At 71.6% G+C, this 15,618-nt stretch carries 13 protein-coding genes and 1 riboswitch; of the genes, 6 read left to right on the forward strand and 7 right to left on the reverse strand.

Features of this window, described 5'->3' with window-relative positions:
* The first annotated feature begins 613 nt into the window (after positions 1 to 613).
* Positions 614 to 3,265: a PA14 domain-containing protein gene (locus tag ITX44_RS01535; RefSeq protein ID WP_205355096.1), complete on the forward strand. Its 2,652-nt coding sequence runs from the start codon at positions 614 to 616 to the stop codon at positions 3,263 to 3,265.
* A gap of 123 nt (positions 3,266 to 3,388) precedes the next feature.
* Here ITX44_RS01535 and ITX44_RS01540 read toward each other — a convergent pair whose 3' ends face one another.
* From ITX44_RS01540 to ITX44_RS01565, 6 genes are all read right to left on the reverse strand, one after another.
* Entirely contained in the window at positions 3,389 to 4,171 is a 783-nt protein-coding gene (locus tag ITX44_RS01540) for an ABC transporter permease (protein WP_205355097.1), read from the reverse strand.
* Positions 4,168 to 5,178 (reverse strand): ATP-binding cassette domain-containing protein, encoded by a 1,011-nt coding sequence (locus tag ITX44_RS01545; protein ID WP_205355098.1) that lies wholly within the window; start codon positions 5,176 to 5,178, stop codon positions 4,168 to 4,170. Before ITX44_RS01545 ends, ITX44_RS01540 begins: the two co-directional genes overlap by 4 nt.
* A gap of 94 nt (positions 5,179 to 5,272) precedes the next feature.
* Positions 5,273 to 6,115, reverse strand: coding sequence for a DUF4097 family beta strand repeat-containing protein (locus tag ITX44_RS01550; protein WP_205355099.1), 843 nt, complete (start codon positions 6,113 to 6,115; stop codon positions 5,273 to 5,275).
* 83 nt (positions 6,116 to 6,198) lie between these two features.
* Positions 6,199 to 6,717 (reverse strand): hypothetical protein, encoded by a 519-nt coding sequence (locus ITX44_RS01555; protein WP_205355100.1) that lies wholly within the window; start codon positions 6,715 to 6,717, stop codon positions 6,199 to 6,201.
* A gap of 271 nt (positions 6,718 to 6,988) precedes the next feature.
* Positions 6,989 to 7,303 (reverse strand): DMT family transporter, encoded by a 315-nt coding sequence (locus ITX44_RS01560; protein ID WP_205355101.1) that lies wholly within the window; start codon positions 7,301 to 7,303, stop codon positions 6,989 to 6,991.
* 10 nt (positions 7,304 to 7,313) lie between these two features.
* Positions 7,314 to 7,381: riboswitch (guanidine-III (ykkC-III) riboswitch) on the reverse strand.
* An 85-nt stretch (positions 7,382 to 7,466) separates the two neighbouring features.
* Positions 7,467 to 7,853, reverse strand: a complete 387-nt coding sequence (locus ITX44_RS01565; protein WP_205355102.1) for a VOC family protein — start codon at positions 7,851 to 7,853, stop codon at positions 7,467 to 7,469.
* Between the two features lie 341 nt (positions 7,854 to 8,194).
* Here ITX44_RS01565 and ctaD point away from each other — a divergent pair, with 341 nt between their 5' ends.
* From ctaD to ITX44_RS01580, 3 genes are all read left to right on the forward strand, one after another.
* Positions 8,195 to 9,919: an aa3-type cytochrome oxidase subunit I gene (ctaD, locus tag ITX44_RS01570; RefSeq protein ID WP_205355103.1), complete on the forward strand. Its 1,725-nt coding sequence runs from the start codon at positions 8,195 to 8,197 to the stop codon at positions 9,917 to 9,919.
* Positions 9,920 to 9,950: 31 nt separating this feature from the next.
* Positions 9,951 to 10,295 carry a hypothetical protein gene (locus ITX44_RS01575; RefSeq protein WP_372440821.1) on the forward strand — a complete coding sequence of 115 codons (345 nt, stop codon included), beginning with the start codon at positions 9,951 to 9,953 and terminating at the stop codon, positions 10,293 to 10,295.
* Positions 10,296 to 10,851: 556 nt separating this feature from the next.
* Positions 10,852 to 12,327 carry a bifunctional aminoglycoside phosphotransferase/ATP-binding protein gene (locus tag ITX44_RS01580; RefSeq protein ID WP_205355395.1) on the forward strand — a complete coding sequence of 492 codons (1,476 nt, stop codon included), beginning with the start codon at positions 10,852 to 10,854 and terminating at the stop codon, positions 12,325 to 12,327.
* Positions 12,328 to 12,619: 292 nt separating this feature from the next.
* Here ITX44_RS01580 and ITX44_RS01585 read toward each other — a convergent pair whose 3' ends face one another.
* Positions 12,620 to 13,573, reverse strand: coding sequence for a lysylphosphatidylglycerol synthase transmembrane domain-containing protein (locus tag ITX44_RS01585; protein WP_307795029.1), 954 nt, complete (start codon positions 13,571 to 13,573; stop codon positions 12,620 to 12,622).
* A gap of 554 nt (positions 13,574 to 14,127) precedes the next feature.
* On the opposite strand from ITX44_RS01585, the gene ITX44_RS01590 reads away from it, so the two are divergent.
* Together ITX44_RS01590 and ITX44_RS01595 are read left to right on the forward strand one after the other, a co-directional pair.
* Positions 14,128 to 14,526 carry a hypothetical protein gene (locus ITX44_RS01590; RefSeq protein WP_205355105.1) on the forward strand — a complete coding sequence of 133 codons (399 nt, stop codon included), beginning with the start codon at positions 14,128 to 14,130 and terminating at the stop codon, positions 14,524 to 14,526.
* Positions 14,527 to 14,828: 302 nt separating this feature from the next.
* Positions 14,829 to 15,389: an Rv1733c family protein gene (locus ITX44_RS01595; protein ID WP_205355106.1), complete on the forward strand. Its 561-nt coding sequence runs from the start codon at positions 14,829 to 14,831 to the stop codon at positions 15,387 to 15,389.
* Positions 15,390 to 15,618: the final 229 nt, after the last annotated feature.

The raw sequence follows: 15,618 nt of genomic DNA on the forward strand, positions 1-15,618 counted from the left end.
CGCGTACCCGCCCGCCGCGGCCAGTGCCGTACCTCGCAACACATGCCGCCGGGTGACATCCCCCATGATTTCCGCCCCCGTTCCTGACCCTCTACCACGCCACCGCGGTCGCGGCGCCGACGCCCCGACTCTCCCGCGCCCCATCTTCGCCGCGCACTGCGGCCACCACGCCCTTCCCCTCCGGGGCCAGCCCCCCGACCGAAGTGGCCCGTTGTTTCTAACGATGAAAAGAATGTCGCTTCCTGTGGGCCGGTTCGGGTGGCAGCCCGGTGGCCGGGCTCGGCGAGAGCAGGACGCTGCGTCGACCGGCGGCCGGCGAGTGCTGGTCCGGACGGGTGCCCGGCGGCGCGCCGCGCGGGGCGCGCCCGTCGGAGCAGAACCTTCGGGCACATCACCGCAGTTGAGAGGGCGTGCCCGGCCCCCGGGCCCCGCACCGGCGTGCAGCGGTTCGCCGCGCCGGATTTTTCGCAAACTTTGCGCGGGGGGTGGACGCCGCCGGACCGTGCTGGTTTCATTCTCGGCGGTCCAGGTTTGCAACGTTGGAAACATGGCGGAGGCACGCAGCTTCGCCCTGCCTGGACGCCGAGTTCTCCCACGGAGAGGTGTATCCGCAGTGAGATCAGGCAAAATCCGCATACCGAACCGACGCCGACTGGCCGCCCTGGTGCCGTTGTTGCTGGGCGCGGCACTGCTGACCCCGGCCGCGGCGGGCGCCGCCTCGGCGCAGTCCGACGGATCCGCGCCCGCGGCGGCCGGCGACGCCACCGCCCAGGGCCTGCGAGGGGACTACTACCTAAGTTCCAACGCCACCTCCCTGGACTTCGCCCAGTACAGCAGCACCGGCATCGAGCCCTCCCTGAACGTCCCGGACCTGCTGCCGACCCTGCGCAGCTACGCGGGCTCGACCGAGAACGTCGCCGTCCACTGGACCGGCCAGCTCGACGTTCCGGCCGGCGGGACGTACACGTTCTACATCAAGGGCGACAACGGCTTCCGGATGTCGCTCGACGGGTCGAGCGTGATCGACCACTGGACGACCGACTGGGACGTGCAGACCACCTCCCAGCCGATCACGCTGACCGCCGGCCTGCACGCGCTGGCGTTCGACTACAACCAGGGCAACGGCGGGGCCTACATCACCACGGAGTGGTCGGGCCCCGGCATCGCCCGGCAGCCGATCCCCGACTCCGCCCTGCACCTGCCCGCCGGCTTCACGCCGTCCAACGTGAACGCCGTGGTCGACTCGTCGGGCAAGACGGCCACCGTGCAACTGCCCGGTCCCGTCACGACGCTGCCGGCCGACATCACCAAGCACCTGGCGGTCATCGCCGGCAGCAGCCGGTGGACGCCCGGGGTGGCCGTGAACCCCGCGGACAGCTCCCAGTTGCTGCTCACCGCGGGCGCCTCCGACACGCCGGCGTCCCTGCACTCCAGCGTGCGGATCAGCTACGACGGCGTCGGCGGCCTCGCCACGGCCGGCGGGCCCGTACCGCTGTTCTCCGGCCTGGCGACCAACAACTCCACCTGGTACTTCGCCACCAAGTGGGCCAAGGACGTCAGTCCCTCCAACGCGCTTCCGGACTACCCCCGGCCGCAGTTGACCCGTGACAAGTGGCAGAACCTCAACGGCACCTGGCAGTTCCAGGCCACCGACGAGAACGCCCCGCTGCCCAACGGCAAGTTGAGCGGCTCGATCCTGGTGCCCTACCCCATGGAGGCGCCGCTGTCCGGAGTCGCGGCCCACCACGACTGGTCGCTGTACCAGCGCACCTTCACCGTCCCGGCGAACTGGCAGGTCGGCGCGGGCAACCGCCTGCACCTGAACTTCGGCGCGGTGGACTACGAGACGTGGGTCTACGTCAACGGCAAGCAGGTCGCCCACCACGTCGGCGGATACGAGGCGTTCAGCGCCGACGTCACCGACGCCATCACCGGCACCGGGCCGCAGACCGTCCTGCTGAAGGTGAAGGACACCACCGACGACCAAACGCCGACCGGCAAGCAGTCGCGCAGCCCCAGCGGCATCTGGTACACCCCCACCTCCGGTATCTGGCAGACCGTCTGGCTGGAGCCGGTGCCCGAGGCGAGCATCGACTCGCTGGTGCTGACGCCGAACCTGAACGACGACTCGCTGTCCGTCACCGTCCGCCCGGCGGCCGGCACCCCGGCTTCCGCCCGGGTGACCGCCACCGCGTTCGCAGGCGACGAGCGCGTGGGTTCCGTCTCCGGCACCGCGGGCACCGCGCTGCACCTGAGCGTGCCGCACCCGAAGCTGTGGAGCCCGGACAACCCCTACCTGTACGACCTGAAGGTCACCCTGGCCGACGGCCGCTCGCACGACCGCGTGGGATCGTACTTCGGCATGCGGTCGATCTCGGTCGGCAAGGTCGGCGGCGTGAACAAGATCGAGCTCAACGGGAAGCCCACGTATGTGCTGGCCACGCTCGACCAGGGCTTCTGGCCGGACGGCATCTACACCGCGCCGACCGACGCGGCGCTGAAGTCCGACCTGGAGCTGCACAAGCAGCTCGGCTTCAACGCGGTGCGCAAGCACATCAAGGTCGAGCCCGCGCGCTGGTACTACTGGGCCGACAAGCTCGGCCTGATGGTCTGGCAGGACATGCCGAGCCGCAACGCCGGCCCCACGGCGAGCGCGGAGAGCGACAAGGCGTTCAGCGACCAGGTCCACCAGATCGTCGACCAGCACATCAGCAGCCCCTCCATCGTCATCTGGACCATGACGAACGAGGGCTGGGGCGAGAAGAGCAAGGAGGCCACCGGGGCCCTGGCCGACGCGGTCAAGCAGCAGGACCCGAGCCGCCTGGTCGATCCCGCCTCCGGCGTCAACTGCTGCGCGTCCAAGGGCGACTCCGGGCGCGGCGACCTGATCGACTACCACCTCTACCACGGCCCCGCCTCGCCGTCCCCGGACGCGACCCGCGCCGCCGTGGACGGCGAGCACGGTGGCTACTCCCTGTTGATCCCCGGCCACATCCTGGGTGTCTCGGGCGGCCAGAACTACGGTGGTGACGCCTCGACCATCGCGGAGCTGACCCAGGACTACGTCGCCAACACCAGCCAGCTCCTGCCCGGCGCGGCCGGCAGCCTCTCCGGCTCGGTCTACACCCAGATCAGCGACGTCGAGGGCGAGCTGAACGGCCTGGTGACCTACGACCGCGCGGTCCTGAAGGTCGACCCCGGCCCGGTCCGCGACATCAACCGCCGGCTCATCGCCGCAGGCGCGGCGGCGGGTCAGGCCGGATAGCCCGGCTGACACCGACCCTGTCAACACCATCCGGGTCCGGCGGCAGCCGATGCCGCCGGACCCGGGCCACGACTCACTTCCCGACGCCCGCGGTCCTCGGCCACACCGCTCCGGACGGCGGTCTCAGCGCCTCGTGGCGCCGTTGAACAGCGAGCGCGACCAGGCGTAGCCGACCAGGGCGATGCCGACGCACCAGGCGAGGGAGATCCAGCCGTCGTTGCCGATGCGCGAGCCGGAGAGCAGGCCGCGCAGGGTCTCGGTCATGGGCGTGAACGGCTGGTTCTCGGCGAACCAGCGCAGGCCCGGCGACATGGAGTCGGCCGGCACGAACGCGGAGCCGAGGAACGGCAGGAACTGGATCAGCAGGGGCTTGTTGCTCGCGGACTCGACGGTCTTGGAGATCAGGCCGAGCGCCGCCGACAGCCAGGTGACCCCGAAGGCGATGGCCGTGAGGAAGCCCGCCGCGGCAAGCCATTCGAGCGGGGTCGCCCCGGACCGGAAGCCGACGGCGAGTGCCACCGCCACGACCAGGACGGCACTCGCCATCGTCTGGATGACGCTGCCGACGACATGGCCGGTCATGAACGACGACCGGGTGATGTTCATGGTGCGGAAGCGGTTGATGATGCCCTCGGTCATGTCGGAGCAGATCGCGATGGAGGTCGACATCGAGCCGGCGGCCACCCCCATCACGATGATCCCGGGCGTCAGGTAGTCGAGGTACGCGCCCCGGCCGCCGCCCATCCCGGCGCCGATCGCGTCACCGAAGGCGTACACGAACAGCAGCAGCATCAGGATCGGGGTCATGGCGCTGCCGAATCCCACGGCCGGATAGCGGATCGCGTGCTTGAGGTTGCGCCGCAGCATCGTCATGGAGTCGTGCACGGCGTAGGCGAGGGTGCTCATCGCGGGGTCTCCTCGGGGTGCGGCGGGGCGGCGGTGCCGGTCGTGCCGCGGTCGGTCGTGCCGTGGCCGGTCAGGGCGAGGAACACGTCGTCGAGGTCGGGGGTGTGCACCGAGAAGTCGGCGGCCCGTATGCCGGCGGTGTCGAGCCGGTCGAGCAGGGTGCGCAGTGTGCCGAGGCCGCCGTCGCCCGCCACGCGCAGGGCGAGGTTCTCGTCGTCCTGGCCGGCGCCGGGGAAGGCGGCGGCCGCGCGTCCGTACGCGGCGGGGTCGGGGAACCGCAGCCGTACGTGGCTGCCGGGGATCCGCGCCTTGAGCTCGTCGGCCGTGCCCTCGGCGACGATCCGGCCGTCGTCGAGGACGGCGATACGGTCGGCCAGTTGGTCGGCCTCCTCCAGGTACTGGGTGGTGAGGAAGACGGTGGTGCCGCCGGCGACCAGCGAGCGGACCGTGTCCCACATGGTGCGGCGGCTGCGCGGGTCGAGGCCGGTCGTCGGCTCGTCCAGGAAGAGCACCTGGGGGGCGCCGACCAGCGTCATGGCGAGGTCGAGCCGGCGCCGCATGCCGCCGGAGAAGGTCGCGGCCCGCTTGTGCGCGACGTCCGCGATGTCGAACCGCTCCAGCAACTCCCCGGTGCGCGACCGCCCTTCACGCTTGCCGAGGCGCAGCAGGTCGGCCATGAGGAGCAGGTTCTCCTCGGCGGTGAGCAGGTCGTCGAGCGCCGCGAACTGCCCGGTGACACCGATCGCGGCGCGCACCCCGTCCGGGGACGTGGCGACGTTGTGGCCCGCGACCTGGGCCTGCCCGCCGTCGGCGGTGATCAGCGTGGACAGGATCTGCACGGTGGTGGTCTTGCCGGCCCCGTTGGGCCCGAGCAGCGCGAACACCGACCCGGCGGGGATCCGCAGGTCGATGCCGTCGAGCACGGTCTTGTCGCCGTACGCCTTGCGCAGGCCGACGGCGGAGACGGCGGCGGGTGACCCCGGGACACCACTTCTGGATGTGGGCATGACAGATGAAGGCACGGAGCCCTCCCGTTCGAAGGCTGTGAAATGCGAAGGCTGTGAAATGACGGGGGAGTGGGCGAGCCGGTGGGGCCGGTGCTCAGGCCCGGGCGCGGCGGATGTCGATGTTGCCGTGGCGGGTGCGGGCCCGGACCTTGACGGTGTCCTCGGACTCCCGCGGCGTCTCGGACGCGGTGAGCGCGTTGCGCACCTGGCCGGAGCCCGAGCTCACGTCGAGCCAGGCGGCGGTGCCCTCGCGGATGCCGATCTCGATGGCGCCGTAGGAGGTCTCCAACTGGACGGTGCCGTGGGCGACTTCGGCCACGCGCAGGGTGCCGTGGGCGGTGGTGGCGGTGACCGAGTCCTCGGCCCGCGCGATGTCGATGTCGCCGTTGGCGCCGCTCACCCGCAGCTCGCCGGTCGCGGCGCCGACGGTCGTGGTGCCGTGCGAGTTCTTCAGGACGGCGGGACCGTCGACGAGGCCGACCCGCAGGCTGCCGGAACTGGTGGTGATCTCGGCCATGCCCTCGACCCGGTCCACGGTGATCGAGCCGTGCGACGCCTTGAGCTGCAGCGGGCCGGTCGTGTCGAGGCGGACGTCGCCGGAGGAGGTCTTCACCTTGACCTCGCCGAGCCGGCCCTCGCCGAGCACCTGGGTCCAGTCGCCGGTCACGTCGACGTGCGAGCCCGCGGGCAGGTCGACCGTCACGTCGACGGAGCCGGTGGGTCCGACCAGGTAGTGCTGCTTCGTCCTGACCGTCAGGACGCCGCTCGCGTACCCGACCTCGGTCTGCTCGGCGGCCCGCACGTCCTTGTCCTTCTTGGGGTTGCGGGGCCGGACCTCGACGACGGTGTCGAGGCGGTCGCCGGCGATGAAGCGGATGGAACCGGCGCCGACGCGAGCGGTGGCCGAGATCGGTTCGGGAGTGTCGAAAGAAGGCATGGCTGTACCGTCCTCTTGGGTGTCGGGGGCGTCCCCGCTGGTGGGACGTGGTGTGGGTGAAGTGGTACGGGCGGGGGGCGCGGCTAGCGCACCCAGCCCGTGTAGCTCTGTCCGACGGTCTGGGGCTTCTGCGCGGCAGCCGGTCGCGTGCCGCCGTCGACCGCGGCCGACACGGTCCGTACCAGCCAGGCGTTGACCGACAGGCCCTCGCGGCCCGCGGCCTCCTCGGCGCGGGTCTTGAGGTGGGCCGGCAGACGCAGATTGACCCGGGCGGTGCCGCCCTCGTCGCCGTCGGCGGGCACCGGCGCTTTGAGCGGTTCCACGGGCGCGGCCGGCTCCACGAGGGTGCCGCCGTCGGTGGGCGGCGGTGTCACCACGAAGTCGGGGTCCAGGCCGCGCAACCGTACGTCGACCGAACCGGGGGCGAGCTCGCGGGTGATCTCGTCCATCGCGGCGGAGAGCACGTTGAGCATGATCAGACGGGTCGCCGACTCCAGCGGAGCGGTGAGCCGTTCGGCCAGCTCGCGGGCGTCCTCCCCGCCGGCTTCGGCGGCCACCGCAAGCTCGCGGCGTAGAGCGTCGACATACGGAGTGAGGTCCATGGCTCCACTATGGCATCACTTTGGCACCATGGGCAAGCTCGGGTGGTGTCGCGTGTGGAGCGGACCTGTGGATGGTGGCTCCGAGCTGGGGAGATGGGAGGAGCTTGACCTGTGCCATGGTGGTGCCAGGCGTGCCCACGCGCGAATTGTCGGAGCGGAATGGCGCCGGGTGGCGCCATCAGGTGCCACACGGCGCCAAGTGGTGCCATGGCGGTGTCGAGGTCGACAGCCTCGGTGCCGCGGCCGAAGTCGCACCTGACGGCACCCGGGCTCATCCGACGGCCTTGAGCCCGATCACGCTTCCCACGATCAGAGCCAGGAACACGACCTTCAGCGCGCTCAGCGGTTCGCCCCCGGTGAGCGCGGCGTACAGGACGGTGAGCACCGCGCCGACTCCCACCCACACCGCGTACGACGTACCGATGGGCAGGTCCCGCGTCGCATAGGCCAGCCCTCCCATGCTCCCGGCCAGAGCCACGGCGAAAACCAGGGACGGTACGAGCCGGCTGAAGCCCTCCGACCTGCCGAGGGCGGTGGCCCACACGGATTCGAGAACGCCCGAAATCCCGAGAACGAACCACGACACGACAGCCTCCCGTGGGCCGTCTTGTCGCACACCGGGTACGGCACCCCTCGTCCGGAAGCTCCGGTTTCCGGGCCTCGTTCAAACCTGTCACACCGGACACCGGCCGGCAAACACGCACCGTTCGACAGCGGCGGATGCGGGACTCGGGCTCGGCGGCTACCCGCTACCCGTGGCTGCCGTAGGGGCGCGTAATGATCTCCATACCGTGCCCGGCCGGGTCCAGGAAGTACAGGCCACGCCCGCCGTGGTGGTGGTTGATCTCGCCGGGCTGCTTCAGGCGCGGATCCGCGTAGTACGTGATCCCGGCCTGCTGGATACGCGCGAAGGCCGCGTCGAATTCCTCGTCGGAAACGAGGAACGCGTAGTGCTGCATGACGATCGACTCCGCCGGGACGGTGGCGAAGTCAAGGGTGACCCCGTTTGCGGTGGCCACGGGAACGAACGGGCCCCACTCGGTCCCGACCTCGAGCCCCAGGACGTGCGCCAGGAACTCGGCCGACTCCCGGTTGTCCGGGGCATGGACGATGGTGTGATTCAACTCGACTGACATGTGTGGAATGCCTCCGCAAGGCAATCTCACGGGCACCTCCATGCCTCACCCGGTCGGTGACCGACACGCGATGCCGTTACCCATGATCCTAAGCAGCACCGCGCACGGCGTCGAGGCCCGCAACCGGTGGGCGGGGCGGGTACCGGCGGCGCCGCCCTGAGATCCGGGACCACCGCCGGGACGCGTCAATGCGGGGCCGTCGAGGACAACACCTGGTGGTGAATCAGGCGTTGTGCGCTGCTCCGTTCGCCTGACAGGTCGGCGGTGCGCGTTTGTCGAGGGCGTGGAGTGCCGGGAGCCTTTGCTGGTGCTGACCACTGACGCGATGGGGACTTCGGCAAGTGACGACAAGTGATACCGCGGCTCCGGCCGACGACTCCTACGAGGACGAAATCCCGGCCCGGCGCAAGAAGCCCGGTTCCGTGGTCGTGTCGTGGCTGAGCACCACCGACCACAAGACCATCGGCACCCTGTACTTGATCACCTCGTTCGGCTTCTTCCTCATCGGCGGCATCATGGCGTTGCTGATGCGCGCCGAACTCGCGCGGCCGGGAACGCAGTTCTTCTCGAACGAGCAGTACAACCAGGCGTTCACGATGCACGGCACCGTGATGCTGCTGATGTTCGCGACCCCGCTGTTCGCCGGATTCACCAACTGGATCATGCCGCTGCAGATCGGCGCGCCCGATGTGGCGTTCCCGCGGCTGAACATGTTCGCCTACTGGCTGTACCTGTTCGGCTCGCTGATCGCGGTCGGGGGATTCGTCACCCCACAGGGCGCCGCGGACTTCGGCTGGTTCGCCTACTCGCCGCTGACGGACGCGGTCCGCTCGCCGGGCGTCGGCGGCGACATGTGGATCATGGGTCTGGCGATGTCCGGCTTCGGCACGATTCTCGGCGCGGTCAACTTCATCACCACGATCATCTGCATGCGTGCCCCCGGGCTGACCATGTTCCGCATGCCGATCTTCTGCTGGAACGTGCTGCTGACCGCGGTGCTGGTGCTGTTCGCCTTCCCCGTGCTGGCCGCCGCGCTGCTCTGCCTGGAGGCAGACCGAAAATTCGGGGCACACGTCTTCAGTGCCAGCAATGGGGGCGCTTTGTTGTGGCAACACCTCTTCTGGTTCTTCGGCCATCCAGAGGTGTACATCATCGCGCTGCCGTTCTTCGGCATCATTTCCGAGGTCATCCCGGTCTTCGCCCGCAAGCCGATGTTCGGCTACATCGGCCTGATCGCGGCGACCATCTCCATCGCCGGCCTGTCCGTGACGGTGTGGGCGCACCACATGTACGTCACCGGTGGTGTACTGCTGCCGTTCTTCTCCTTCATGACCTTCCTGATCGCGGTCCCGACCGGTGTGAAGTTCTTCAACTGGATCGGCACCATGTGGAGGGGATCACTCAGTTTCGAGACGCCGATGCTGTGGGCCATCGGCTTCCTGATCACCTTTGTCTTCGGTGGTCTGACCGGTGTGATCCTGGCGGCGCCGCCGCTGGACTTCCACGTCTCGGACTCCTACTTCGTGGTGGCGCACTTCCACTACGTGGTGTTCGGCACCGTGGTGTTCGCGATGTTCGCCGGCTTCCACTTCTGGTGGCCGAAGATGACCGGCAAGATGCTGGACGAGCGGCTCGGGAAGATCACCTTCTGGACGCTGTTCTTCGGCTTCCACGGCACCTTCCTGGTGCAGCACTGGCTGGGCGCCGAGGGGATGCCGCGCCGGTACGCCGACTACCTGGCGGCTGACGGTTTCACCACCCTGAACACGGTCTCCAGTATTGGTTCCTTCCTGCTGGGCCTGTCGATCCTGCCGTTCCTCTACAACGTCTGGAAGACCGCCAAGTACGGCAAGAAGGTCGAGGTGGACGACCCGTGGGGCTACGGCCGCTCGCTGGAGTGGGCGACCTCCTGCCCGCCGCCGCGGCACAACTTCCTCACGCTGCCCCGTATCCGCTCCGAATCCCCGGCGTTCGACCTGCACCACCCGGATCTTGCGGAGAGCGAATACGCGCTGACCCGGCCCGACCGGTCGGCCACGATCTCCCCGGGTGACAAGAACACCTAGATCCTCAGCGGCAGAGCGGCAGGAGGGACCACTGATGGGGGAAAAGGACAGCGACGAGCACGGGCTCAACCAGATCGCCGGTTATCTGCTGTGGAACGCCGAGATCGAGCAGGCTCGCCGGCAGGCGGCCGCCTTCACGTCCTGCCTGCCGTGGCTGACCACCGCGCAGCGCGAGGACGTCGAACGCGTCTACATCGCCGACCGGCTGGCCGTGTCCCAGGCCATGCTCGAGCGGATCCGTGCCCGTGTCATCGAACTCCGCGAGGAATACAGCCGGCGGTACGTGTACCTGCAAAGGCGCTGCGTGGCGGCGGCGGTGGGCTGCTCCGCAGTGGTCGTCGGCATCGCGGCGGCCGTCGTGCTCGGCCACGGATGACCCAGGTGGGGGTCACCACGTCAGGGTGATGTCCGGCCTTTCCGCGCTCATGCCGTGACGCCGCCGCCATCGCAACCTGCCGGGCGTGCTGGTCCGCACCGGTTTCCCCGGCCCGCAGCCGGAGGACCGGGCGGCCGGTCTCGCCGGACGGCCGGGCTCCGCATGCGGCGCGGGCAGGGTTGGGGTAGTTCTCGGATGAGGGCCGATGTGCGGGGCCCGCGGTCCGCGTGGGTGGAGCCCTTCCCGCCATCGAGCGGGCGTGTCACGGGACGGAGGCGGTCGCCATGGACGGTGGTCACCGTGGGGCTCGACGGCTCACCGGAGAGCCTTGCCGCCGGCCGCCGGGCCGCGCAGGAAGCCGAGCGGCGACATCCGTCCCCGCGGCCGGGCCCGGTGGCGCGGGCCGCCGTCCATCACGCGTGCTGCCCCGTCGCGGTGGTGCCCCATGACTGAGCCGGGCGACTCCGCGAAGCCGGTGACCTCCGCGCACCGGACCGACGCCTCCGCGCTCCGGCCGGGGCCCGGTGCCGGGTCGCCGCAGCCGCCGCGAGCGGAGGTGCGCGAGACGCACACCGCCGTGCTCGTTTTCGTCGACGACCGCGCCTACAAGGCCAAGAAGCCGCTCGACATGACGTTCCTGGACTTCAGCACCGTGGCGGCCCGACGGTCGGCGTGCGAGCGGGAAGTCGCGCTCAACCGCCGTTTCGCCCCCGACGTCTACCTCGGTCTCGGGGAATTCCGCGGTCCGGACGCGCACGAGCCGGAACCCGTCGTGGTGATGCGCCGCATGCCGGCCGAGCGCCGCCTTTCCCGGCTCGTACGGGAAGGGGCGCCGGTGGACGACGTCCTGCGGGCGGTCGCCCGGCTGCTCGCCGCCCGCCACGCCGACGCGCCCCGCGGCCCGGACATCGACGCGCAGGGCACACGCGACGCCCTCTCGCGACGGTGGGAGGACAGTTTCGACCAGGTACGGGCGCTGGCCGTCGACAGGCCACCGCCCGACGGCGTACCGGAGATCGAGCGCCTCGTGCGCCGGTACCTTGCCGGGCGCGAGCGCCTGTTCGACGCGCGTGTCGCCAGGGGGCGGATCGTCGACGGTCACGGCGACCTGCTCGCCGAGGACATCTTCTGTCTCGACGACGGGCCCCGGCTCCTGGACTGCCTGGAGTTCGACGACCACCTTCGCTACGTCGACGGCCTCGACGACGCCGCCTTTCTCGCCATGGATCTGGAGCAGCTGGACGCCTTCGACGCCGCGGCGTTCTTCCTGGCCCGCTACAGCGAGTACTCCGGCGACCCGGCGCCGCCTTCCCTGTGGCACCACTACGTCGCCTATCGAGCGTTCGTCCGTGCCAAGGTGTCCTTGATCCAGGCCGGCCAAGGCGCACCCGGCGCGGAAGCGGCCGCCCGCACACTGGTGACCACGACGCTGCGCCACCTGCGTACCTCGGCCGTCGGCCTGACCCTTGTCGGAGGGCTGCCGGGCAGCGGGAAGTCCACGCTCTCGGGAGCACTGGCCGACCGTCTGGGCGTCACCCTGCTCAGCAGCGACCGCCTGCGCAAGGAGATGGCGGGCATCCCGGTGGAGCAGTCCGCGGCCGCCGGCTACGGCGAGGGCCTGTACGCGCCCGAGCGCACGGCCGAGACCTACGCGCTTCTGCTCGAGCGTGCGACCGCGCTGCTCTCCGCGGGCGAGTCCGTCGTCCTGGACGCCACCTGGTCCGACGCGGGACAGCGCGAAGCCGCCGAGCGCGTGGCCGAGCACACCAGCGCCGACCTGGTGGCCCTGCACTGCCGGGTTCCCGACGACGTGACGGCGGCTCGCCTGAAGAACCGGCCCCCCGGGGCGTCCGACGCCGATCTCGAGGTGGCCACCGCCATGGCCGCCAAGGAACCCCTTTGGGCGCAGGCCGTCACGATCGACACCAGCGGCTCGCTGGAGTCCGCGGTCGCACTGGCACTCGCGGCCGTACGCCCGTATGGCGCCGGCCAGGCCCCGGTCTTCCGCCGCCCCTACATGGAACCCGACTGATTCGGCGCCGCTCGGCGAGCGGTCGGACGGCGATCGGGCGGTCGACCACCTCGGCATCGTGGCCGCGCACCCGCGCACCCGCGCACCCGCGCACCCGCGCACCCGCACATCCGGGCCTGGCTCGGCCCGGGCGCCGACGCCTGCCCGGCCGCGGTCGTTCTCGGCCTGCCAGTCCTGCCCCGCATCCCCCCGCACACCGCCACCTGGCGCGCGGGGCCGGCACCGGCCACCCGCGCGTCCCTTCCGAGACCGACCGCACTTGATCCGCGTCCGCCCGGGCCTGCGGCTCGCTTCAGCGGCGCCTGCCGCGGAGTGTCACAGCGGCGCAGCAGGCCCAGCCGACCGGCTGGACCGCCCAGAAGCTGACGGCCCGGTACAGCAGCGTGGCGGCCAGCGCCTGGTGGGCCGGCACTCCGTAGGCGGCCAGCAGGGCGGCCAGCCCCGCTTCGACGACGCCGAGGTTCCCCGGCGTCAGCCGCAGGCTCGCCGGAATCTGGGTGAGGACGTAGGCGGCGAGCACGCCGGGCCAGGGGATCGCGATGTTCAGCGCACGCATGCACAGGACGAGGCAGGCCAGGTCGAAGGCCCAGTTGAAAAGGGCCTGCGCGGCCGGTGAGAGCCAGGGGCGCAGCCCCGGCCGCAGGTTCCACGCCTGTTCGACGACCCTGCCCACCGCGGTCTCGAGGTCCCGGGCCCACTCGTGGCGGCGAGCCGCCGCCCCCCAGAGCCGGCGCACGGCCCGCCTGACCGTTGCCGACCGCCGGACGAGGACGACGGCCGTCGCCGCCGGCACCAGGACAACCAGCAGAGCCACCACCGATCGCACCGCCACTGTCCGGGCCGGCGGCCCCGCGGCCAGCAAGGCGATGGCCCCGAGCACGCCGAGCCCCAGCGCGGACAGGGCCCCGGCCACCGCCAGGACCGCGGCGGCCAGCGTGGGGTCCACCGCGCGGCGGCGCAACTGCCGGTAGGCCCACGCGGTGGCCAGGACCGCCCCGCCGGGGAAGGCGCCGGCTACGGCGTTCGCTCCCAGCGTCAGGGCCGCCGCCCGGCGAAGCGGCCACCGCGCGCCGCCGGCGTCGAGCAGCCAGCGCCACACCCCCGCGAAGCACAGCAGCGACGCGGCCACGCACCCGGCACCGGCGACCAGTGGAAGCGGGTCGACGTGGGCGATCAGCCGCACCGCTTCGGCCACTTCGCCGCGCCGCACCACGGCCGCCGCGGCCACGGCTGCCAGGACCGCCACGGCGACGAGCCACCAGACACGCCGCGGCCACCGCGACGGGCCGCCCCGACGCGCAGGGGCGGCTCCGCTCCTGTGGCTGCCTCTCACGTTGTCGGGCACGATGCCGGAACCACTTCCTCACACCTGTCGGCCGGAGCACCCCGTGACCTGCGCGCTGCCGGGCCCGCGGCGCTCCTCGACAGCCGCACCCCGAGCGGTGGGTCGCGTACTGGTCGCGGGTTGCCGCCCGGATCCGGTGGACGATCCCACGGCGCCCGGACCGGGGGCGCGCCGACCCGAGACCGATGCCGAGGACCACGATCCTTGGCGGCGCGCTCCGGTGCCACTGCAACGGCGCGCCGGCGATGCGACCGGACGAATGCCCTCGCCCCGTTCCGCGGGCGCGGCGGTTCCCGACCACCTCACCTGCGGGTCGCACACGCCGACCGGATCGACGTCGGTGAGCAATGGCCGCCAGGGCGACGTACCGCCGTGCCTGCGGTCCGGCCGGGACGATCGTCGGGGCGTGCCCGCCGACCGGGTCGATCCGGTTGCCGGAGGGCGATGATGGCGGTATGGACGTCGAACTTCTCTACTTCGAGGACTGCGCGAACCGGCGGGAGGCCGAGCGGCGGCTGGAGCAGGCGCTGGCCGCCACGGGACGGGCCGGCACGAAGGTCGTCCTGCGGCTGGTGGCGAGCGACGAGCAGGCCCGTGCGCTGCGCTTCCCGGGCTCGCCCACGATCCGGGTCGACGGCCGCGACCTGTTCCCGCCCGAGGGCCCGGCCCCCGCTGAAAACCTCGCTCGCGCCGGAAGCCCGGCCACTGCCCGCGGCCCGCTGCCGTACCGCGATCTGCTCGCCCCGGCCGAGCCCTTCGGGCTGACCTGCCGCGTGTACGCCACCCCGGACGGCCCGGCCGGCGCGCCCACCGTCGATCAGCTCGTACGGGCGCTGGGCGGCGGCGAGCGGTGAGCGCTGGCGCGGAAGGGGCCCGCGGGGAGGCGCGCGCGGCCGGAAAGCGCCGTATCCGTGTCCGGCCTTCGACGGTACCGATTTCAGCCCTGTCCGCTCTCTTCCGTAGCGGGTGATTCGGTGTCAATGCTGGAGACAGGGGCTTTTGCCCGGCGGAAGCCCTTCGCGTGACGCACGTCGGCCCGACTCGCCCCAGTGGCAGGGCCGTTCGCCCCCTGGCGGGTCAAGTGGGGGCGGGCGGAGGGTGAGGAAGGGCCGTCCAGCGGGCATGCGACACAACGAGGGGCAAGGAGGGTACGGCCATGAAACGGAGCGTGTGGCTGTGGCGGTGGCGGCCCAATCCGTTGCGGCGCCGCTCGTACGTGGTCGAGGCCTGGGCCCTGGTAACCGTCGTCCTGGTCACGCTCGCCGTCGCGGGCCTGACCGCCGTGGCCGTCACCCGCGCGGTGGACCACACCATGGCCAGGCAGCGCACGGCACGGCACATGGTCACCGCCGTCCTCACCGAGAAAGCCTCCGCGAACTCCCTCTACGCCCCCGCGCCGCAGGCCCACGTGCGCTGGACCGCGCCCGACGGCACCGTCCACACCGGCCTGGCCACGGTCCGCTACGGACTCCAGCGCGGGGCGGCCGTGGCCGTGTGGACCGACCCGAGCGGCACCGCACTGGTCCCCGCGCCCCCGGACAACGGCACCGCGCGGGCCGAGGCGGTCGGCTTCGGCGTGGCGGCCGGGGCCGGCATCTGCATGCTGTCCTTCACCGGCTGGGTCCTGGTCGCCCAGCTCACCGAGCGCTGCCGCGCCGAGTGCTGGGCGCACGAATGGGCGGACATCGGCCCCCGCGGCAACCACCGCGCCGCCTGAGTCCGCCGTCCCGCCGCCCCGCTGCCCGATCCCGCGCCCTGAGCCCACGCCTTTACGTGCCACCCGTACGGCCCCTCTGCCGCCGTACGGGTCCGCCGCCGCGCCCCGGCACGGACCCGCCCGTACGCCCCGGCGGGCGTCGTGCCGCCCGCGCCCCGGCTTGTGCCCGGCAGGGGACGTGCTGCCATGGAAGTGCCGCACACGATGTGCAGGCACCGCTGCCCCTCGG

This window comes from Actinacidiphila acididurans (assembly GCF_016918855.1).
GTDB classification, from domain to species: Bacteria; Actinomycetota; Actinomycetes; order Streptomycetales; family Streptomycetaceae; genus Actinacidiphila; species Actinacidiphila acididurans.